Below are 18,413 nucleotides of genomic sequence, written 5' to 3'. Positions count from 1 at the left end.
ACCATCGCACGATGGCTCACCCCGTCGCGGTCACGACGCCGCGGGCCCGAAAGACCACCACCCCGCGGGACTCCAGGTTGGAATCCGGGTTCGCAACGCCCGAGACCTTCACACGCGCGTTCGTGCAGCGGTTCGAGATCAGTCCATCGGAGTATCGGAGGATGCTGCGCGCGTACCGCGAGCACGCGGACCTGGCGCAGCAGAGCACGACGTTTGCGGGCTTCGCAGAAGAGACGCCGCTGACACTCCGTTATGACCTCGATGCCGTCCCGGTACGGGTTGAGAGCACCCCCGAGCGGCACCTGCTCGTCCTCCGTCATCGCGGGTACAACGGCCTCGGCATCGGGCACCCATCGGTCGAGCCGTGGCAGCAGCTGAGGGCCTTCGCGATAGAGCACGGCATCGCCCACTCCTCCGACCTCCTCGTGGGCATCACCCCAGATGACCCTTACGTGGTGGACAACGAGCAGATCCGCTTCGACGCTGGCATCCCCATTGCCGCACCGATAGATCCACCCCACCCCTTCACCTACCGCCAGATGCCGGCGCAGGTGTGCGTCGCGCATCGGCACACCGGCGGTGCAGAGCAGATCGCGAAGACCTTCGCGGCTATCGGGGTGCAATGGATGCCCTCAGAAGGGTGGCGGTTGCGCTGCGCACCGCCCTTCGAGATCCATCACGTCGACCAGCGCGCGAACGACGCCGTTCGCGTCAGCTGGACAGACGCCTATGTGCCTCTTGATCACCACCCCGACCATCACCCAGGAGAAGGCCCATGATCGCTTTCGAGTTCACCGAGCACATCGACAGATCGCAACAGGAAGTGTTCGCAGTGCTGGCAGATCCCACAAGGGCGGTCGACTACGTCGACGGTGTCGTGAAGAGCGTGAAGGTGACGGATGGCCCGCTCGCTGTGGGGTCCGTCATCGAGGAGACGCGCCGAGTGAAGAGCAAGGAGGCGACGGGGCAGCTGCAGATCGTGGCTCTCGAGCCGCCCACCGCTTTTGCGGTCGCCAGCGAGGCGGAGGGCATCACCGCGACCTACGTCTACCGGCTGCACCCGGCCGGCACCGGCACGCGGATCGAGTGGACGTGCGAGCTCGCCGCCGGCGGACTGCGGCGGATGATGCTGCCCCTGGTGGCCGCGATCACAAAGAAGGAGGACGGCGACCATCTGGCCCGACTCAAGGCATACATCGAATCGCAGCGAGCAACGGAGACCGCCTCGTGATGCCTTCCGACACCAGCGTCGACGAGGCGCTGGACCGGGCAACCGGGCCACGACGCGGCGAGGTAACCGAACTCCTCGAGCTCTTCGAGCACGTTGCACAGCGCCCGCCGGTGGTGTGGGCGGAACGGATTGTCGGGTTCGGCCAATACGGCTACGCGTACGACAGCGGGCGAGAGGGTATCGCGCCTGAGATCGCCTTCGCTTCCGGGTCCAAGCACACGCTTTACCTGGTCGAGGGGTTTGCCGAGCGGTGGCCCGACCTGCTCGAGCGGCTCGGTCCACACCGCACCAGTAGCGCGTGCCTCTACCTCCCCCGATTGTCGGGGGTGGACCAAGATGCGCTGCGGGAACTACTCGATCGCTCCCTCGCCGTCATTCGAGACGTGCACGGCGACGGCAAATGAGCATGGCGTCTCTCGTCCAAGTAGCCCAGCGCGTGGTCGATCTGGAACGCGCCACAGCCTTCTATTCCGCACTGCTCGGCTCCGCCCCTGTGGCCCGATTCGATCCGCCCGGTTTGGTGTTCTTCGATCTCGACGGCGTCCGTTTGCTACTCGAGAGCGCGGCACCGTCAGCGCTGCTCTACCTCCGCGTCGATGATCTGGAGTTAGCCGTCGACCGAGCCGGCGAGGTCGAAATCGTATCCCCGGGGCGGCCGATCTTCACTCACACCACAGATGCGCTCGGACCAGCAGGGCGAGAAGAATGGCAAGCATTCATTCGCGACCCCGAAGGAAATCTCGTAGGTCTAGTGGCGTTCAGAGATCCAGCGGAAATCAAGTACTGACGGCTTCGACGAAGCTGGCCGCAGCCGTCGTGGACAACTCAGCACAGAATCTGGCCGCACTCCGGTGGACATCTTCGGTGGGAGATCCCGGCTCTGTGGCTGGCACCGCGGACAACTCTGAGCGGTTCCTACATCAGGCCGCGTCGAGCGGCGTCCAGTCCCGCTCGTGGGCGGGGGTGTAGTCGATCAGCGCGGCCAGGCGGTCGCGTGCGGCCTGTAGCGCCTCGATCTCGGCGTCGTTGCTGTCGCCCTCGGCCGCGGCGAAAGTGTCCTCGATCAGACCGGCGATCTCCTTCTGCGCCGCCTCGTCGATGAGGGTGATGCGGGCGATCTCGCCGTCCGGGTAGCGGGCATCCAGCGCGGCTGCGTCCTGGTAGTCGAAGGCCCACTGCTCGCCGAGGATCGCGAACGCCGCGGCGATGTCGCGGCCGCGGTCGCCGGTGCTGATCGCGACGTAGCCGCGGTTCAGTCCCGTACCGACGTGCGGGTGCAGGTCGGCGTGGTCGGGGCCGAAGGTGATGTAGGTGGTCATGGCGTCCTCCCGGATCGCTTGCTAGTGAATGTGACGTTCACAGCCTACGGGTGGGGTCGGACATCGCAGCAGAGGGTCGGTCGTGGCGTGCGTGAGCGCCCCGGCAGAGGCGCGGGGCGCTCATGTCGCAGGGGTGCGGCTACGCCTTCCAGACGCCTTCCCAGCCCTCGGGGAGACGCACGCCGTGCTCGCCGTGCGCGTCGGTCTGGTGCAGGTACACGAGCACGTCGCCGGGGTCGGGGTCTGCCTCGTACTGCGGCACGGTGCGCTCGATGGTGTTGATCTGGCCGACGCTGTTGTAGCGCACGTCCATGTCGATCGCGCGCAGGTAGCCGTCCTCGACGTTGACGTGCTGATCGCAGCGCGGGCACCACAGCACGGTGCGCTCGCCGTAGTCGGTCGGCTCGTCGAGCTCGACGATGCGCAGCGCGGGGAAATCGGCTGCCTCGATGTCGTGCATGAGACTCCACAGCCGGTCGATCAGGTCGTCGGCAGGGATGCGGGGTGCGGCTGAGGCCGCGGGTTCGGTGGTGGTCATTGTGTCCTCCTGGGGACGGTGAAGGCCTGCGGCGAGCGCGGGCGGGGGATGGAACTCGAGGTGCTCCCGCCGAGGGGAGGGGCGTGTAGCCGGCTCCCCTCGGGTGGGTGGTGCTCGCCGCCGCCGGGGTAGGTGTGCACCCGGCGGCGGCGAGGGGGTCAGACGGCTTCGACCAGCCCAGGGCTGACGCGCCAGCCGTTGGCGAGCGTGTATGACTTGGGGTTGGTGCGGACGATGAGTGTCTCGACTCCGGCCAGCCCGTCACGGGTGGTGCGCGGGTTGGCGACGATGCGCACGCGGGTTCCGGGGATCAGGCTCGGCAGCGCGGCCGCGGTGGCTTGCAGGGCAGCGGCGAGTGCGTCGTCGCTGTGCCCGGTCGGCTCGACGGTGGCGGTGCGGGCGAGGGTGTACACCTTGCCGGGTTCGGTGAGGGCTGCGATCTTCGCCTTGGTGCGGGCGAAGTCGATCAGCACGTACTCGGTGCCGCGGAAGCGGAACGTGTCGCCGGGGGTGCGGGTGATGAGGGTGGTGGTGTCGGTCATGGCGTCCTCCTTGGACTCTCGACGGTGAATGTGACATTCACAGGCTACGGGTGGCCTCCGACATTGGGCGGGGCGGGCGGCGCGGTCTGCGCGCCCGCCCCGGCGTGGGTCACTGGGCGGCGATCGCCGCGGTGATCTCGGCGGTGACCCGCTCGCGCTTGGCGTCGGCATCGCGCCCCGGCTCGAAGTGACCGAACGCGGTCAGGTACGCCTCGATCTGCCCGCGCAGGTACTCGGTGTTGCTGGCGTCGGCGTTGAGGCCGATGATCGCGTAGCGCGCTGCGCTCGCCGCGGCCCGCCAGCCGCTCTGCGTGAGGCCGTGGGGGTCGCCCTCGGGGAGCGAGTAGGGCTGCTCGATCTGGCCGTCGCGCGCGGTGTACTTGGTGACGGTGCGCTCGGTGACCACGACGGCATCCAGATAGTCGGGGTCGCCCTGCCCGCCGAGGGGCACCCACACCTGGGGGTCGTCGTCCGGGTGGTCGGCGTCGATGCGAGCGAGCAGGGCGGGCATTGCGGGGTCGAGGGTGAACGGGTCGCTGAGGCTGTAGTCGTCCCAGGCCTGGCGCAGCTCGTCCGGCTCGATGGTCGTCCATCCCTCGTCGAACTCGGCGCGCAGCGGAGCGTGGAAGCGGATCGCGCGCTCGACGGCTGCGCGGATGTCGTGGACGTTGTTGATGGTCTCGGTCATGGAGTCCTCCCGGAACGATTGCTAGTGAATGTGACATTCATAGGCTACGGGTGGCCTCCGACATCGCGCGGGGACATCGCGAGTGCGTCACGGGCGAGTGCCCGCCGGGGTGACCGGCGGGCACTCGGTGACGCTCAGCGGGCGAACGCCCAATCCGGGAGCACGGCTGCCGAGCAGAGGGTCGCGACGATCTGGCTCATGCCGTGGTCGGGGTCGATCGCGAGGGCGCGGTCGGTGTAGACGGTGGCGTGAGTGGATCGGCCCAGCGCCCAGGACAGCCAGGCGGCGGCGGCGAGCAGGTTGGGGCGCTCCTGGTCGTCGGCGTAGGCGGCAAGGTGGCGCACGAGCGCGAGTCCCGCCGTCAGCCGGTCGGCGTCGGGGCGGTCGCCCTGTCCGTAGAGGGTGCGGGCGATGCTCTCGGGGACGGGTGCGCCCATGATCGAGTGGCCGATCTGCGCGGCCAGGGCACGGGTGCCGTTGCCGCGGTCGGTGGCCCACTGGATGAGGGCCACGTCACGCCACAGCGGGATGCCGATGCCGGTGAGCAGGATCGCAGCCTGGCGGGTGTCGAGGTCGGCGGGGTCACCGGTCAGGGCGTCCTCCGCGACGGCGACGAAGTCCGCGAGGGCATCGTCGTCCATCCGCGCGGCCGCGAACGCGATCCGGGCGGCACGCGCCGGGTCGGCGTCGGGGATGCTCGCCCCGGCGGTCTGGGATGCTGCGACCTTCTCGCGCAGCGCGTCCGGGGTCGCGATCTCGGCGACGGGGCGCGGTGCCTCGCCGGTCAGGTGGCTGCCGTAGCCGTCGCTGGCGACGTAGAGCACGTCCACCAGGTGCAGTCCCTGCCGGTCGGCGACATCGGCGATCTGCTGGCCGAGATCGCGGGTGCTGTCGGCGTCCTCGGCGGCGTAGATCACGGCGGCTACCCCGGTCACGCGCGGCACTCGGCAGACCAGCCCGAGGCCGGTGTGCGCGAGCGTCGCGGCATCCGCGTCGAGGTCGAGTCGCATCGCCCCGATCGTGCGCGACGCCTCGAAGGGCACGAGCACGAGCGAGTCCTGCGGGGTGAAGCCGAGCAGCGCGGGCACGAGGCCGAGGAAGTCGCGCGGGGTGCCCGCCTTGATGGTGGTCGGTGTGGTGGCCATGGTGTCCTCCCGGAACGTTGGCTAGTGAATGTGACATTTACAGGCTACGGGAGGCCTCCGACATTGGTCGATGCACGCCAGGAGCCGACTCCCGACTGGCTCGTCGAAGGAGCAACCCTCGGAGAGCTCGCCGGGAAGATCGACGTTCCCGCCCAGGCGCTGGCCGAGACGGTCGCGCGATTCAACGAGCACGCCGCCCGTGGGGAGGATCCGGACTTCCACCGCGGTGCGAGCGCGTACGACCGCTACTGGGGAGACGAACAGAACCCGTATCCCAATCCCAGCCTCGCACCGCTCGAGCAAGGCCCCTACTACGCTCTCGCCGTGGTGAACGGCTGCTTCGGCACCAGCGGAGGGATCGCCACCGACGGCCTCGGAAGGGTCCTCGACGCAGACGGCGATGCCATACGCGGCCTGTTTGCGGTCGGCAACGCCTCCGAGAACGCCTTCGCCGCCGGCTACCCCGGCGCCGGCGCCACGCTCGGTCCGATCATGACCATGGCCTACCTTCTCGGGCGTACCGCCAGCGGCGCGTCGATCGGCGACCTGAGCCTTGCCGACGGAGCCGGGGCACGATGATCCGTCACGTCGTGTTCTTCTCGTTCGCAGCGAACCATGATCCTGCCGTGCTCGAGGAGTGGCGCGACCTGCTCGATGGTCTGCTCGGAAAGATTCCCGGCCTGGTCCGACTGTCACACGGCCCCGACGTGATGCGCAGCGAACGCGCATGGGACTATGCACTCGTCGCCGACTTCCGCACCCTCGACGATGTCCGTGCCTACGCGACGCACCCCGCGCATCTGCCGCTCTTCCCTCTCTCCGGAGCGATCTCGGAGCAGATCGCCTCGGTCGACTTCGAGATCGACGAGCAGTAGAGGAAGTACCCAGGCGCCGTGAAGAGCGAGGATGGTTTCTCGATGCCCCGAGTACGTGCGGTCACCCCCACCGTGGCAGAGGAGCTCCGCGACCTGAAGGCACGCTATTTTCACTACGTCGACCTGAAGCAGTGGGACGAACTGCGCGGACTCTTCGTGGACGACTGCGTCTTCGAAGGACTGTGGGCCGCCGCGCCCGACCCCGACACGTTCGTGGAGAACCTGATGCGCAACATGACCGAAGAGGTCGTCAGCGTCCATCACGGGTTCATGCCGCAGTTTCGGCGGATCGATGACTTCTCGGCTCGCGGGCGCTGGGCCATGACCGACTATCTGACGTGGCCACGCGGGTCACGAGGGTATATGGGGATCACCGTGCCGGAACAGAGGGGGATGCGGGGATATGGCTACTACGAGGAGCTCTACCGACTCACCGAGTCCGGCTGGCGCATCGCCTTCATGCGACTGAGCCGGATCCGCATGGATCCCATCGTTGGCGACGCGCCTGCGATCGACTACCCGGTGGTTCCCGCGGTCCCCGGCTGGCTGGACTGACGCCGACCCGCGGGTGCCGCACCCTCTGGTCCGAACCGTGAGCGCCGGCTCAGGTGAGGGTGTGGAGGGGCCAGCCGGTGTATGCCTCGGCGAGGAAGCGGCGGCCGGCTTCGGACTCGACGACGGATTGGAGCTCTCCGAGCTGGCGGAGGCGGTCGAAGTCCCTTGCATCGGGGGCGACGTGAAGCATGCTGGTCATCCACCAGGAGAAGTGCTGGGCCTTCCAGATGCGGTGCAGCGCCGTCTCGGGGAAGGCCTCGACGAGGCGGCTGTCCCTCTCGAGCAGAAGCGCGCGCAGCGCGCGCTCGAGAACGAGGACGTCGGCTACGGCAAGGTTCATGCCTTTCGCGCCGGTGGGCGGCACGGTATGGGCGGCGTCGCCGATGAGTGCGAGGCGGCCGCGAAGCAGTTCGAGGGCGACGAAGCTCCGGAATCGCAGCACGTCGCGTTGGAAGACGGGGCCTTCCTTGAGCGTCGTCCCCGGCACCCGCTTCTGCAGTTCTTCCCACAGTTGCTCCTCGGTGAGGGTGCTGGGGTCGGTGCGGGGATCGCATTGGAAGTACATGCGCTGCACGGTGGTGCTTCGCTGGCTGATGAGCGCGAAGCCATCGGGGGAGTTGCTGTAGATGAGCTCGTCGGCGCTGGGCGGCGCCTCGCAGAGGATGCCGAACCAGGCGAACGGGTACTCGCGGAAGTGCCCGCCTGTGTGGGAACCGGTTACGGCCTCCCGCACGACACTGCGTGACCCGTCGGCGCCGACGACGAACTCGGCCTCGATCTCGAGAGGCGATCCGTCTGCGCCGGTGGCGATGACGCGTGGGCGGTCGGACGCGGGGTCCTCGATACGATGCGCCGTCACGCCGAAGCGCAGGTCTTGGCCACTGGAGAGCCGCGCGGCGATGAGATCCTTCAGGACTTCGTGCTGCGGGTACAGCCACACACCGCGGCCGACGAGGTCGGCGAAGTCGATGCGGTGTCCGCTGCCGGCGAAGCGGAGCTCGATGCCGTCGTGGCGGTCTCCCAGGGTGCGGGCGCGGCTGAACGCGCCGAGCGTGTCGAGCACCTCGACGGTGCCCTGTTCGAGGATGCCTGCCCGGATCGTGGTCTCGATCTCTTCACGGGAACGCTGATCGATGACGACTGACTCGAGGCCGGACGCCGCGAGCAGATGCGACAGCAGCAGTCCGGCGGGTCCAGCGCCGACGATGGCGACGCGGGTGCGGATGGTGGACATTGGGGCGTCTCCTTCGACGTGACAACGGATGCCTCGCTCAGTGTGAACCCGGTTCAGACGGTCGAACGCCGCATTCCCGTTGAACGGGAGACGCCGACTATCGGGGGGACCGCAGCGTGGCCTCGATGCCGGTCACGGCTTCTCGCAGAGCGATGATCGCCGCCGTGTGCGGCGCTTGTCGTGGTAGCACCACGGAAAGCGCGGCGACGACTTCACCTGCGTCGCGGATCGGCACGGCCACGCCGGTCGAGACGGATTCGATCGAACCTTGCGCGATCGCCACGCCATCGCGACGCACGCCAGCGAGGAGACGGCGTAGACGTCCGGGATCGGTCACCGTCTCGGGTGCGAGAGCGCGCAACGGCTGGGCGAGCACGCGTTCGCGGAGATCGGCGGGAGCGTGCGCGAGCAGGACGAGGCCCGACGAGGAGGCGTGCAGCGGTAGCCGCCCAGCGATCCGTGTGATGTTCGCACCGGCGTCGGGGTGCGAAAGGCGTTCGAGGAACAGTGCTTCGTCCTGTTCGAGAACGGCGAGTTGGGTGTGCTGGCGGATGTGCGTCTGCACGCGCTCCATATAGGGGAGCGCCGCCTGGCGCAGACGTAGCGCGGTCGACCCGCGGAGGGCCAGTTCCCACAAGCGCATTCCCAGGTGGACGCGGCGGTCCTCGTCGCGTCCGAGCAGTCCGGCGTCGACCAGCTCGTCCACGATCCGGTGCGCGGTGGACGACGGCAGCGCCGCTCGGCGCCCGATCTGACTGGCCGACTGCACCGAACGATCAGCTGTGAACGTCTCGAGGACGCGCACGATGCGGTCGATCATCGAGTCGCTGGAGGGCGAGTTCGCCATGCGCTCAGGATGACACGGCTCGCGTCGACGGTGTTGCGGCGATGGTTGGTCCCCTGCCTGACGCGACGGCGGTAGCCTCGGCTCATGGTTTCTGTTCCGGATGCTGCAACGGCTTGGGAGCCCCTCACGCCTCATGCTGTCGCTGAGCTCCTTCGGGTCGGTAGCGCCCGCTGGTGGCTGTCGGGCGGGGTGGCCCTGGAGCACTGGCTGGGCCGGACGATCCGCGAACGGCCGAACACGGACGTGAGCACCACCCAAGGCGGGCTGCCGCAGCTGGTCCGGGCGTTGCCTGCCGGTTTCACCGCCTGGGCGCCTGCGGGGGAGGACGCCGTCATCCCCTGGGCCGACGCGCCCGACGATGCCGATGTGCAGCCGGTGCGGATTCAGGACGAGCGCTCCGGCGCCTGGGTGCTTCAGGTGAACGTCGAGGATGGGACGGAACATGCCTGGCTGTACCGGCGAGACCCGCGGCTGCAGTTGCCGTGGGATCGCGCCGTGCTCGAGGTCGACGGCATTCCGACCGGTGCGCCCGAGGTGCAGCTGGTCTGGAAGGCGTTGCGGCCGCGGCCGGAGGATGACCTCGACAAGGACGTGGTGCTGCCGCAGCTCTCGGACGAGGCCCGGTCGTGGTTCGAACGGGCGATCCTCTCCGTCCACCCGCACTCGAACTGGTCGATCCACGTGCGCAGCCCTTTCGCGCCCGCGAAGGCAAGCTGGAACCGCAAGAACGGCTAGGTCGGCCGGTGGTCGTCGGCGGCCACCGCATCCAGCACCACCGATCGGAACCACGTCTGCGCGGGAGACATGCTCAGTTCGCGTCGCGTGTAGAGCGCGACCGGGGTGCTCTGGCCCGGCCACGGCAGCTCGGCGATGCGCAGACCGGGGAACCATCCGCAGAACACCTCGGCCACGTGTCGCGGCAGCAGCACGACGAGATCGGTCGCCTCGAGCACCGCGGGCACGGTGGCGTACTCCTCGACCGTCAGCGTCACCTGCGGCATGAGTCCCTGTTCGATCATCGCCTGGAGCGGGTACACGTGGCCGCCGCGGGAGGACACCCGCACGAAGCGGCGCCCGACGAACATGTCCGCGGCGGTCGGAGGCAGCGGATGGGCACGCGAGGACAGCGCCACGTACTCCACGTCGCGCACCGGTGTGCGCCACAGCCGCGGCGAGTCCAGCAACGACACCGTGATCGCCAGGTCGATGGTGCCCCGGACGAGCCCGTCTTCCACCTGATCCGCGTCCAGCCGCCGCACCTGCAGGTGAAGGTCCGGCGCCTCCTTCGCGAGCACCGGCATGATCGGCGGCAGGAAGGTCTGCTCGCCGATCGAGGTCAGCGCGAGCGAGAGCTCCCCGCCGAAGCTCGCGGGATCGAAGGCGTCGGGCGCGCTCACCACGGCATCGATGCGCGACAGTGCCTCGTGCAGCGGTCCGAACAGCTGCCGGGCACGCGGGGTCGGCACCATCTCGTTCCCCTGGCGGCGGAACAGGTCGTCGCCGAACCGCTGCCGCAACCTCCTCAGCGTGTAGCTGACCGTCGGCTGCGTGACGTGCAATCGCTCGGCGGCGGCGGTCAGACTGCGCAGCTCGTACAGCACGACGAAAGTGCGCAACTGGTTGAGATCGGTGAGCGACATCGCATTGATCCCATCTATACGGTTCGGCTCCTACATCTATTGGACCATACCCATAGAGCGAACTAGAGTCAGGGTGACAGCACCGGCACCGCTGCCGACGTGGCACGCACCACCCGGCACCGACCCGATCACAGTGACGAGGACGCACGTTGATCATCGACATCCATGGCCACTACACCACGGCCCCCGCGCAGCTGGGAGCGTGGCGCGATCTGCAGATCGCGTATGCGGAAGGCGCGGGCGAGGCGCCCGACCCGGCCGCGCTGCGGATCAGCGATGACGACATCCGCGAGACCATCGAGGCGAACCAGTTGCGGCTGATGGACGACCGCGGCAGCGATGTCACGGTGTTCAGTCCCCGTGCATCGTTCATGGCCCACCACCTCGGCGACCTCGCCGTCAGCGAGACCTGGGCGCGCATCTGCAACGACCTCGTCGCGCGGGTGTCGCAGCTGTTCCCCGACCGTTTCCTCCCGGGCGCGATGCTCCCGCAGTCGCCGGGCGTCGACCCGAAGACGACCCTCGCCGAACTCGACCGGGCGGTGAACGATCTGGGCGTCGTGACCGTCAACATCAACCCCGACCCGTCCGGCGGACTGTGGACCGCCCCGCTGCTGACGGACAAGAGCTGGTATCCGCTCTACGAGAAGCTCGTCGAGTACGAGCTGCCCGCGATGATCCACGTGAGCACCTCGTGCAAGCCGCAGTTCCACACCACCGGCGACCACTACCTGGGTGCCGACACGACGGCATTCATGCAGCTGCTCAAGGGCGACCTGTTCCGCGACTTCCCCGACCTGAAGCTCGTCATCCCGCACGGCGGCGGCGCGGTGCCCTATCACTGGGGACGCTTCCGCGGCCTGGCGATGGCGCTCGGCAAGCCCGAGCTGGAGGAGCACCTCCTGGGCAACGTGTACTTCGACACGTGCGTGTACCACCAGCCGGGCATCGACCTGCTCACCGGGGTCATCCCGACCGAGAACATCCTCTTCGCGAGCGAGATGATCGGCGCCGTCCGCGACGTCGACCCGCGCACGGGCCACTACTTCGACGACACGAAGCGATACGTGGATGCGACCGGGAACCTCACCGACGAACGACGCGGACAGGTCTTCGAAGGCAACGCCCGCCGCGTGTACCCGCGCCTGGACCGCGCCCTGCGAGCCCGCGGCCTGTGACCTCACCCTGGAGAACCCGATGACTCAGCGACTGAACGACCTCGGCATCGTCCGCACGCGCATCGAGCGGCCCGACTCCGCCGACGTCGCGCGGCTCTCGCGGTTCGGGGTCGCCACGATCCACGAGGCGATGGGCCGGGTCGGCCTGCTGCGGCCGTACATCCGCCCGGCGTACAGCGGGGCGACGCTGTGCGGCCCGGCCGTCACGGTGCTCCTGCAGCCCGGCGACAACTGGATGTTCCACGTCGCCGCCGAGCAGGTGCAGGAGGGCGACGTCATCGTCGCCGGCTGCACCACGGAGAGCGAGGACGGCTTCTTCGGCGAGCTGCTCGCCACCTCCCTCACCGCCCGGGGCTGCAAGGGCCTGGTCATCGACGGGGGCGTCCGCGACGTCGCCGACCTCGAGAAGATGGGCTTCCCGGTCTTCTCCCGCGCCATCAGCGCGAAGGGCACCGTCAAGGCGACGCTGGGCTCGGTCAACATCCCCGTGGTCGTGGCGAACGCCGTGGTGAACCCCGGCGACGTGGTGGTCGCGGATGTCGACGGCGTCGTGGTCGTCCCCCGCGAGCTCGTCGGCGCCGTCGCCGACGCCTCGCAGAAGCGCGAGGACAACGAGGAGGCCAAGCGCCAGAAGTTCCGCGAGGGCGTGCTCGGTCTCGACATCTACGGCATGCGGGAGCCGCTGGCGGCCGCGGGCCTCGAGTACGTGGAGGATTGACGATGGCTCACGCACAGGCGATCGCGCACGGCGACACCAGCGGCGGCTTCGAGAAGACGCCCGGTTGGCTGGACTGGTACGACGGCCCGACGACCCCGACGTTCCGGCTCCCCGCCGGCGCTGTCGACGCGCACTGCCACGTGTTCGGCCCCGGCGCGGAGTTCCCCTACGCCCCCGAGCGCAAGTACACGCCGTGCGACGCGTCGGCCGCGCAGCTGTTCGCGCTGCGCGACCAGCTCGGCTTCGACCGGAACGTCATCGTGCAGGCGACCTGCCACGGCGCCGACAACCGGGCGCTCGTCGACGCGCTGCGCCGCAGCAAGGGGCGTGCCCGCGGGGTCGCGACGGTTCGTCGCGACGTGACCGACGAGGAGCTCGCCGAGCTGCACGAGGCCGGTGTGCGCGGCGTGCGGTTCAACTTCGTCAAACGCCTCGTCGACCGGGTGCCGACCGACTCGCTCGACGCGATCGTGGAGAAGATCGCCCCCCTCGGGTGGCATGTCGTCATCTACTTCGAGGCCGAGGACCTTCCCGACCTCTACGACTTCTTCTCGGCGATCCCGACGGACGTCGTGGTCGACCACATGGGGCGTCCGGATGTGACGAAGGACCCGGAGGGTCCGGAGTTCGAGCTGTTCCTGCGCTTCATGCGCGAGAACCCCAACGTGTGGACGAAGGTGTCGTGCCCCGAGCGGCTCAGCGCCACCGGTCCGCGCGCGCTGAATGGCGAGCAGCACGCCTATACGGATGTCGTGCCGTTCGCCCGTCGCGTGGTCGAGGAGTTCCCCGATCGCGTGCTGTGGGGCACCGACTGGCCCCACCCCAACCTCAAGGACCACATGCCTGACGACGGGCTGCTGGTCGACTACATCCCACAGATCGCGACGACCCCCGAACTGCAGCAGAGGCTGCTCGTCGACAACCCGTCGCGGCTGTACTGGCCCGAAGGAGAATGACCATGGCACTCGACAAGCCGTACAAGGACATCCCCGGCACGACCATCTTCGATGCCGAGCAGGCCCGCAAGGGCTACCACCTCAACCAGTTCTCGATGTCTCTCATGAAGCCCGAGAACCGCGAGCGCTACCTCGCCGACCGCGAGGCGTACCTCGACGAATGGCCCCTCACCCCGGTGCAGCGTCAGGCGGTGCTCGATCTCGACCTGAACACCTGCATCGCCGAGGGCGGCAACATCTACTTCCTGAGCAAGATCGGCGCCACGCACGGTCTGAGCTTCCAGCAGATGGCCGGCTCGATGACCGGGATGTCGGAGGCGGCGTACCGCGACATGATGGTCGGAGGTGGCCGACGTCCCGAGGGCGTGCGCCTGAAGGATCTCGACGGGTGGACCCCGCCCTCGAACGAGAAGTCCGAGGTGATGCGCCCGGACGCCCCCGCGAAGTTCACGTCGGCGCTGTTCACGTCGCACGTGCCGGCGATCGGCGCCGCGATGGACCTGGGCAAGACCGAGGAGCCGTACTGGAAGAAGGTCTTCGACGGGTACCAGTGGACCCGGAAGTGGGCCAAGGAGAACACGCCCGACGTCATCATCCTGGTGTACAACGACCACGCCACGGCGTTCGACTCGAACATCATCCCGACCTTCGTCCTGGGCACGGGCGCGCACTATCCCGTCGCCGACGAGGGTTACGGCCCGCGCCCGGTGCCCGACGTGAAGGGGTATCCCGAGCTCGCCGCGCACATCGCCCAGTCGGTCATCCAGGACGATTTCGACCTCACCCTCGTCAACGAGATGGTCGTCGACCACGGCCTGACCGTGCCGCTGTCGCTGGTGTTCGGCGACGTCGAGGAGTGGCCGTGCCGGGTCATCCCGCTTCCGGTGAACGTCGTGCAGTACCCGGTTCCGTCCGGGCGTCGGTGCTACGAGTTGGGCAAGGCGATCCGTCGCGCGCTGGACAAGTGGGACGGTCCCGAGCTCAACGTGCAGATCTGGGGCACCGGGGGGATGAGCCACCAGCTGCAGGGCCCGCGCGCGGGACTGATCAACGAGGAGTGGGACAACGCGTTCCTCGACCACCTGATCGCCGACCCGCTGGGCCTCACCGAATGGTCGCACATGGAGTACGTCGACGAGGCCGGATCCGAGGGCATCGAGCTGGTGGACTGGCTCATCGCCCGTGGGGCGATGGACGACCAGTTCGGCGGCGGGGCGCCCGAGGTGAACCACCGGTTCTACCACGTCCCGGCGTCCAACACCGCCGTCGGCCACCTGGTCGTCACCAACCCCGTCGCGCCGCGGCCCGTCGAGTCCGAGAGTGTGAGCCTCCCCCTGGAGGAAGTCCACGCATGAGTGACAAGGTTCGCGTCGCCGTCGTCGGCGCCGCCGGCGCCTTCGGCATGAAGCACCTCGACGGCCTCGCGAACATCCCCGACGCCGAGGTGACCGTCGTCAGCGGCACCAGGCCCGAGCCCACGGAGTCGGTGGCCGAGAAGTACGGCGTGCCGAATGCCGTGCTCGGTCTCGACGCCGTGCTCGAGCGAGACGACGTCGACGCGGTGATCCTCGCGACGCCGACGCAGCAGCACGCGGATCAGACGCAGGCGGTGCTCGCCGCGGGCAAGCACGTGCAGGTCGAGATCCCGCTCGCCGATTCGCTGGCGGATGCCGAGGCCACCCTGGCCGCGGCATCCGCCTCCGACCGGGTCGCCATGGTCGGGCACACGCGGCGGTTCAACCCGTCGCATCAGCTGGTGCACAACCGGATCGCGGCCGGCGAGTTCGCGGTGCAGCAGATGGACGTGCAGACGTACTTCTTCCGCCGCACGAACACGAACGCGAAAGGCGAGGCGCGGTCGTGGACCGACCATCTGCTGTGGCACCATGCGGCACACACGGTCGACCTGTTCGCCTACCAGGCGGGTCGGATCGTGCAGGCCAACGCCATCCAGGGCCCGATCCACCCCGACCTCGGCATCGCGATGGACATGTCGATCCAGCTCAAGAGCGAGACCGGCGCGATCTGCACGCTGTCGCTGTCGTTCAACAACAACGGACCGTTCGGCACGTTCTTCCGCTACATCGGCGACACCGAGACCTACATCGCGCGCTACGACGACCTCTACAACGGTCGTGACGAGCAGATCGACGTCTCGCAGGTCGCCGTCAGCCTCAACGGCATCGAGCTGCAGGACCGGGAGTTCGTCGGCGCGATCCGCGAGGGCCGCGAGCCGAACTCGTCGATCCGCCAGGTCATCGACTGCTACCGCGTGCTCGGCGCGCTCGAGGAGCAGCTCGCGTGAGGCTTCCCCGCATGGGGCTCGGGTGCATGTCCCTCAGCCATGCCTACGGCACCCCTCCGTCTCTCGAGGACGGAGTGGCGCTCGTGCGTTCCGCGCTCGACGACGGCGTCCAGCTGCTCGACACCGCCACGCTGTACGGCGGCGGCCGCAACGAGGAGCTCGTCGGGCGCGCGATCGCGGGGCGTCGGGACGAGGTCGTGCTGGCCAGCAAGGGCGGCATGGCGCTCGTCGACGGCGTGAAGGTCATCGACGGGCGCCCCGAGACGCTGCGCGCACAGGTCGACGCCTCGCTGCGGCGGCTCGGCGTCGAACACATCGATCTCTACTACCTGCACCGGTGGGACAAGAAGGTGCCGATCGCCGAGAGCGTCGGGGCGCTGGCCGAGATGGTGGCGGCGGGAAAGATCGGCGCCATCGGGCTGTCGGAGGTGTCGGTGGACCGTCTCCGGGAGGCGCTCGCGGCGGCGCCCATCGCCGCGGTGCAGAACGAGTACTCGCTCTGGAGTCGCAATCCCGAGCTCGGCATCCTCGACGCCACCCGTGACGCCGGGGTGGCGCTGGTCGCGTTCTCACCGGTCGGACGCGGGTACCTCGCCGACTCCATCACCGACCCGGAGCAGTTGCCGCCGAAGGACATCCGCCGCGCGATGCCGCGCTTCCAGCCGGAGCACTGGGCCGCCAACGCCGCGTTGCTGCCCGCGTGGCGAGCCCTCGCCGCCGAGGCCGGCCGCACGCCGGCACAGCTGGCCTTGGCGTGGCTGCTCTCCCGCGGCGATCACGTCGTGCCGATCCCCGGGAGCACGGATGCGCACCACGTGCGCGAGAACCAGCGCTCTCTCGGCACGGTCGTCGATCCCGCGGTGCTCGTGCGCGCGGGCGAGCTGATCGACACCGCCACGGTGTCGGGGCCGCGCTACAACGCCACCGGGACGAGCGAGGTCGACGCCGAGTCGTTCGAGGCGGCCGTGTGAGAGCCATCTCCTCCATGGCGACGCGTCAGGTCCTCGCCGACCTGGCCACGGCGGCAGCGGACAGGGGGTTGCCCCTCGTCGAGATCGAGTCCGTCGGCGGAGTGGACGCCGCCCAGCGCGTGGCCGGGGGTGAGCAGCTCGATCTGGTGTTCCTCGCCGCCGACGCTCTGGACCGGCTCTCCGGAGACGGCCACGTGGACGCGGCGACGGTCACACCGCTCATGCTCTCGCGCGTCGCGGTCGCGGTTCCCTCGGGCACGCCCTCGCCCGCCGCCCGCCCCGACACGGCGGCGTTCGCGGACGCCCGCGGGGTCCGCGAGGCCCTGCGCGCCGCCGCTCGCATCGGCTACTCCACCGGCCCGAGCGGCACGGCGCTCGTCCGCACGATCGACGACTGGGGCCTCACCGGCCAGGTGGGCGATCGTCTCGTGCAGGCGCGACCCGGCATCCCGGTCGCCCGGCTGCTCGCCGACGGCCAGGTCGACCTCGGCTTCCAGCAGCTCAGCGAGCTCGTCGGTCAACCCGGGGTGCGCATCCTCGGTGTCCTGCCTTCGGACTGCGCCATCGAGACCGTGTTCTCGGGCGCCGTCGCGACCACCTCATCCGACCCGCGACGAGCCCGCGACGTCCTGGCGTTCTTCGCGTCCGATTCGACGGCATCCATCAAGACAGAGCACGCCTTCAGCCCGCCTGCACGACGGGACTGACCGGGATTCGGCGCCGCTTCGCCCGGTGTGCCGGATGGCTCACGCGGCCGTCAGGCGTCCGGCGTCTGCTCGGGGCCGAACCGGGCGGTGAACTCGTCGACGTCGAGAACGTTGCGTCCGAGCCGGCCGGACACCTGGTTGTAGGTGCCGGTGATCTCGAGGTCGCGGGCGCTGCGGAGCGTGCCGACGTAGCGGGGCTGCCAGCCGGTCTGCGCCAGCAGCGGGCGGACCTGCGCGGATGTCTCCGCCGAGTCGGCCAGGTACGGCAGGACCGCCTTCGGGCTCGCCTCGGCGATCGCGGAGCTCGCGACCGCGGCGGTGGCGAGGTTCGAGAACGCCTTCACGTGTCCCACGTTCGCCGGAAGGAGCGACGCCAGGTACTGCCCCGCAGACCCTTCCACGGGTCGCCGCAGCTGCACGCCCGTGGGCGTGACGTCCAGCGGGTTGGCGACGTCGATCAGGATCTTGCCGTCCAGGAGGTCCCCGAGTGCAGAGACCACCGCCTGCTGCGGGGCGCCCCAGAGGGTGGTGAGGGCAAGGAACGGGGATGCCTGGGCGGCTTCCTCCAGGGATGTCGCTATGTCGATGCGGGCATTCCGCGCGATCGGTCGGAGTCGCCGGGCGGCGGCCTCAGCCTTCGCCGGCTTGTAGTGGAACAGGCTGATGTTCACGCCGTGGGAGGCGAACAGGCCTGCGATCGCTGTGCCGTGCCGACCGGGGCCGATCAGCGTCAGCGTCGGCGTCTGCGTCGTGGACATCTGGTCACGCCTCCTGGGGCAGGTGCGGGTTGTCGGAGAGGTCCACGACGGTCTTGCCGACGGCGTGGTGCGTGTCGAGGATCCGATGGATCTCGACGATCTCGCTGAGCGGGAGACTCGTGACCGGCATACGTACCGACACCAGCCACCCCGAGACCGCCAGCCAGAGGCACGCACACCGCACCCAACCGGAGGGCCGCGCAGCG

At 69.1% G+C, this 18,413-nt stretch carries 25 protein-coding genes; 15 read left to right on the top strand and 10 right to left on the bottom strand.

Annotated elements, in window-relative coordinates; genetic code table 11:
- Positions 1-161: 161 nt before the first annotated feature.
- Genes LL239_RS17020 through LL239_RS17005 form a run of 4 tightly spaced genes read left to right on the top strand, consistent with a single transcriptional unit; the run spans position 162 to position 2,018 of the window.
- Positions 162-779 (top strand): AraC family transcriptional regulator, encoded by a 618-nt coding sequence (locus LL239_RS17020; RefSeq protein ID WP_228164526.1) that lies wholly within the window; start codon positions 162-164, stop codon positions 777-779.
- Positions 776-1,231, top strand: a complete 456-nt coding sequence (locus LL239_RS17015) for an SRPBCC family protein (RefSeq protein ID WP_054687628.1) — start codon at positions 776-778, stop codon at positions 1,229-1,231. The genes LL239_RS17020 and LL239_RS17015 overlap by 4 nt, the downstream gene beginning before the upstream one ends.
- On the top strand, positions 1,231-1,635 hold the full coding sequence (locus tag LL239_RS17010) for a DUF1801 domain-containing protein (protein ID WP_062637438.1): 405 nt from the start codon (positions 1,231-1,233) through the stop codon (positions 1,633-1,635). The genes LL239_RS17015 and LL239_RS17010 overlap by 1 nt, the downstream gene beginning before the upstream one ends.
- 2 nt (positions 1,636-1,637) lie before the next feature.
- Positions 1,638-2,018 carry a VOC family protein gene (locus LL239_RS17005; RefSeq protein WP_082802998.1) on the top strand — a complete coding sequence of 127 codons (381 nt, stop codon included), beginning with the start codon at positions 1,638-1,640 and terminating at the stop codon, positions 2,016-2,018.
- A gap of 133 nt (positions 2,019-2,151) precedes the next feature.
- Here the strand turns inward: LL239_RS17005 and LL239_RS17000 are convergent, their stop codons facing one another.
- From LL239_RS17000 to LL239_RS16980, 5 genes are all read right to left on the bottom strand, one after another.
- Complete coding sequence (locus tag LL239_RS17000; RefSeq protein ID WP_062637441.1) at positions 2,152-2,550, bottom strand: hypothetical protein; 399 nt, start codon at positions 2,548-2,550, stop codon at positions 2,152-2,154.
- Positions 2,551-2,689: 139 nt separating this feature from the next.
- Positions 2,690-3,088, bottom strand: coding sequence for a hypothetical protein (locus LL239_RS16995; protein WP_062637442.1), 399 nt, complete (start codon positions 3,086-3,088; stop codon positions 2,690-2,692).
- Between the two features lie 158 nt (positions 3,089-3,246).
- Entirely contained in the window at positions 3,247-3,630 is a 384-nt protein-coding gene (locus tag LL239_RS16990) for a hypothetical protein (protein WP_005052841.1), read from the bottom strand.
- 109 nt (positions 3,631-3,739) lie between these two features.
- The gene (locus tag LL239_RS16985; protein WP_005052196.1) at positions 3,740-4,318 is read right to left on the bottom strand and encodes a hypothetical protein; all 579 of its coding nucleotides are present in this window, start codon (positions 4,316-4,318) and stop codon (positions 3,740-3,742) included.
- A gap of 134 nt (positions 4,319-4,452) precedes the next feature.
- A complete protein-coding gene (locus LL239_RS16980; protein WP_062637444.1) occupies positions 4,453-5,463 on the bottom strand; it encodes a DUF4192 family protein in 1,011 nt (336 codons plus the stop codon).
- A 63-nt stretch (positions 5,464-5,526) separates the two neighbouring features.
- Between LL239_RS16980 and LL239_RS16975 the strand changes: the two genes are divergently transcribed.
- Genes LL239_RS16975 through LL239_RS16965 form a run of 3 tightly spaced genes read left to right on the top strand, consistent with a single transcriptional unit; the run spans position 5,527 to position 6,893 of the window.
- The gene (locus LL239_RS16975; RefSeq protein ID WP_005052190.1) at positions 5,527-6,042 is read left to right on the top strand and encodes an FAD-binding protein; all 516 of its coding nucleotides are present in this window, start codon (positions 5,527-5,529) and stop codon (positions 6,040-6,042) included.
- Positions 6,039-6,338: a Dabb family protein gene (locus LL239_RS16970; RefSeq protein ID WP_005052188.1), complete on the top strand. Its 300-nt coding sequence runs from the start codon at positions 6,039-6,041 to the stop codon at positions 6,336-6,338. Before LL239_RS16975 ends, LL239_RS16970 begins: the two co-directional genes overlap by 4 nt.
- 18 nt (positions 6,339-6,356) lie before the next feature.
- Positions 6,357-6,893, top strand: a complete 537-nt coding sequence (locus LL239_RS16965; RefSeq protein ID WP_052323124.1) for a nuclear transport factor 2 family protein — start codon at positions 6,357-6,359, stop codon at positions 6,891-6,893.
- Between the two features lie 49 nt (positions 6,894-6,942).
- On the opposite strand, the gene LL239_RS16960 is transcribed toward LL239_RS16965, so the two are convergent.
- Complete coding sequence (locus tag LL239_RS16960; RefSeq protein ID WP_005052183.1) at positions 6,943-8,127, bottom strand: 4-hydroxybenzoate 3-monooxygenase; 1,185 nt, start codon at positions 8,125-8,127, stop codon at positions 6,943-6,945.
- A 97-nt stretch (positions 8,128-8,224) separates the two neighbouring features.
- On the bottom strand, positions 8,225-8,974 hold the full coding sequence (locus LL239_RS16955) for an IclR family transcriptional regulator (RefSeq protein WP_005052180.1): 750 nt from the start codon (positions 8,972-8,974) through the stop codon (positions 8,225-8,227).
- Positions 8,975-9,058: 84 nt separating this feature from the next.
- On the opposite strand from LL239_RS16955, the gene LL239_RS16950 reads away from it, so the two are divergent.
- On the top strand, positions 9,059-9,709 hold the full coding sequence (locus LL239_RS16950; protein WP_005052177.1) for a hypothetical protein: 651 nt from the start codon (positions 9,059-9,061) through the stop codon (positions 9,707-9,709).
- Here LL239_RS16950 and LL239_RS16945 read toward each other — a convergent pair.
- On the bottom strand, positions 9,706-10,614 hold the full coding sequence (locus LL239_RS16945) for a LysR family transcriptional regulator (RefSeq protein WP_005052175.1): 909 nt from the start codon (positions 10,612-10,614) through the stop codon (positions 9,706-9,708). The two genes, LL239_RS16950 and LL239_RS16945, sit on opposite strands and share 4 nt — an antisense overlap.
- Before the next feature lie 149 nt (positions 10,615-10,763).
- On the opposite strand from LL239_RS16945, the gene LL239_RS16940 reads away from it, so the two are divergent.
- From LL239_RS16940 to LL239_RS16910, 7 genes are read left to right on the top strand one after another with little or no spacing between them, the layout of a single operon-like run.
- Positions 10,764-11,792, top strand: coding sequence for an amidohydrolase family protein (locus LL239_RS16940; RefSeq protein ID WP_005052173.1), 1,029 nt, complete (start codon positions 10,764-10,766; stop codon positions 11,790-11,792).
- A 19-nt stretch (positions 11,793-11,811) separates the two neighbouring features.
- Positions 11,812-12,510: a 4-carboxy-4-hydroxy-2-oxoadipate aldolase/oxaloacetate decarboxylase gene (gene ligK, locus LL239_RS16935; RefSeq protein ID WP_005052171.1), complete on the top strand. Its 699-nt coding sequence runs from the start codon at positions 11,812-11,814 to the stop codon at positions 12,508-12,510.
- A gap of 2 nt (positions 12,511-12,512) precedes the next feature.
- Complete coding sequence (locus LL239_RS16930) at positions 12,513-13,466, top strand: amidohydrolase family protein (RefSeq protein WP_005052167.1); 954 nt, start codon at positions 12,513-12,515, stop codon at positions 13,464-13,466.
- Positions 13,467-13,468: 2 nt separating this feature from the next.
- Positions 13,469-14,821, top strand: coding sequence for a protocatechuate 4,5-dioxygenase subunit alpha/beta (locus tag LL239_RS16925; RefSeq protein WP_005052165.1), 1,353 nt, complete (start codon positions 13,469-13,471; stop codon positions 14,819-14,821).
- On the top strand, positions 14,818-15,771 hold the full coding sequence (locus tag LL239_RS16920; protein ID WP_005052163.1) for a Gfo/Idh/MocA family oxidoreductase: 954 nt from the start codon (positions 14,818-14,820) through the stop codon (positions 15,769-15,771). The genes LL239_RS16925 and LL239_RS16920 overlap by 4 nt, the downstream gene beginning before the upstream one ends.
- A complete protein-coding gene (locus tag LL239_RS16915) occupies positions 15,768-16,742 on the top strand; it encodes an aldo/keto reductase (RefSeq protein ID WP_005052159.1) in 975 nt (324 codons plus the stop codon). Before LL239_RS16920 ends, LL239_RS16915 begins: the two co-directional genes overlap by 4 nt.
- The gene (locus LL239_RS16910; protein WP_005052156.1) at positions 16,739-17,449 is read left to right on the top strand and encodes a substrate-binding domain-containing protein; all 711 of its coding nucleotides are present in this window, start codon (positions 16,739-16,741) and stop codon (positions 17,447-17,449) included. The genes LL239_RS16915 and LL239_RS16910 overlap by 4 nt, the downstream gene beginning before the upstream one ends.
- A 50-nt stretch (positions 17,450-17,499) precedes the next feature.
- Here LL239_RS16910 and LL239_RS16905 read toward each other — a convergent pair whose 3' ends face one another.
- On the bottom strand, positions 17,500-18,207 hold the full coding sequence (locus tag LL239_RS16905; protein ID WP_005052154.1) for an NADPH-dependent F420 reductase: 708 nt from the start codon (positions 18,205-18,207) through the stop codon (positions 17,500-17,502).
- A gap of 4 nt (positions 18,208-18,211) precedes the next feature.
- Positions 18,212-18,413: hypothetical protein (locus tag LL239_RS16900; RefSeq protein ID WP_228164525.1), on the bottom strand; the 202-nt coding region annotated here is incomplete at its 5' end.

This window comes from Microbacterium testaceum (assembly GCF_020781835.1).
In the GTDB taxonomy this organism is placed as follows: Bacteria; Actinomycetota; Actinomycetes; order Actinomycetales; family Microbacteriaceae; genus Microbacterium; species Microbacterium testaceum_H.
Note: the sequence above shows the minus strand (reverse complement) of the source record. Positions and strands in the feature narration are given on the sequence as shown.

Bases quoted from the DNA above. Each gene is read 5' to 3' on its own strand.
- LL239_RS17020 (WP_228164526.1), top strand. From the start codon at position 162: ATGCTGCGCGCGTACCGCGAGCACGCGGACCTGGCGCAGCAGAGCACG.
- LL239_RS17015 (WP_054687628.1), top strand. From the start codon at position 776: ATGATCGCTTTCGAGTTCACCGAGCACATCGACAGATCGCAACAGGAA.
- LL239_RS17010 (WP_062637438.1), top strand. From the start codon at position 1,231: ATGCCTTCCGACACCAGCGTCGACGAGGCGCTGGACCGGGCAACCGGG.
- LL239_RS17005 (WP_082802998.1), top strand. From the start codon at position 1,638: ATGGCGTCTCTCGTCCAAGTAGCCCAGCGCGTGGTCGATCTGGAACGC.
- LL239_RS17000 (WP_062637441.1), bottom strand. From the start codon at position 2,550: ATGACCACCTACATCACCTTCGGCCCCGACCACGCCGACCTGCACCCG.
- LL239_RS16995 (WP_062637442.1), bottom strand. From the start codon at position 3,088: ATGACCACCACCGAACCCGCGGCCTCAGCCGCACCCCGCATCCCTGCC.
- LL239_RS16990 (WP_005052841.1), bottom strand. From the start codon at position 3,630: ATGACCGACACCACCACCCTCATCACCCGCACCCCCGGCGACACGTTC.
- LL239_RS16985 (WP_005052196.1), bottom strand. From the start codon at position 4,318: ATGACCGAGACCATCAACAACGTCCACGACATCCGCGCAGCCGTCGAG.
- LL239_RS16980 (WP_062637444.1), bottom strand. From the start codon at position 5,463: ATGGCCACCACACCGACCACCATCAAGGCGGGCACCCCGCGCGACTTC.
- LL239_RS16970 (WP_005052188.1), top strand. From the start codon at position 6,039: ATGATCCGTCACGTCGTGTTCTTCTCGTTCGCAGCGAACCATGATCCT.
- LL239_RS16960 (WP_005052183.1), bottom strand. From the start codon at position 8,127: ATGTCCACCATCCGCACCCGCGTCGCCATCGTCGGCGCTGGACCCGCC.
- LL239_RS16955 (WP_005052180.1), bottom strand. From the start codon at position 8,974: ATGGCGAACTCGCCCTCCAGCGACTCGATGATCGACCGCATCGTGCGC.
- LL239_RS16950 (WP_005052177.1), top strand. From the start codon at position 9,059: ATGGTTTCTGTTCCGGATGCTGCAACGGCTTGGGAGCCCCTCACGCCT.
- LL239_RS16945 (WP_005052175.1), bottom strand. From the start codon at position 10,614: ATGTCGCTCACCGATCTCAACCAGTTGCGCACTTTCGTCGTGCTGTAC.
- ligK (WP_005052171.1), top strand. From the start codon at position 11,812: ATGACTCAGCGACTGAACGACCTCGGCATCGTCCGCACGCGCATCGAG.
- LL239_RS16930 (WP_005052167.1), top strand. From the start codon at position 12,513: ATGGCTCACGCACAGGCGATCGCGCACGGCGACACCAGCGGCGGCTTC.
- LL239_RS16925 (WP_005052165.1), top strand. From the start codon at position 13,469: ATGGCACTCGACAAGCCGTACAAGGACATCCCCGGCACGACCATCTTC.
- LL239_RS16920 (WP_005052163.1), top strand. From the start codon at position 14,818: ATGAGTGACAAGGTTCGCGTCGCCGTCGTCGGCGCCGCCGGCGCCTTC.
- LL239_RS16905 (WP_005052154.1), bottom strand. From the start codon at position 18,207: ATGTCCACGACGCAGACGCCGACGCTGACGCTGATCGGCCCCGGTCGG.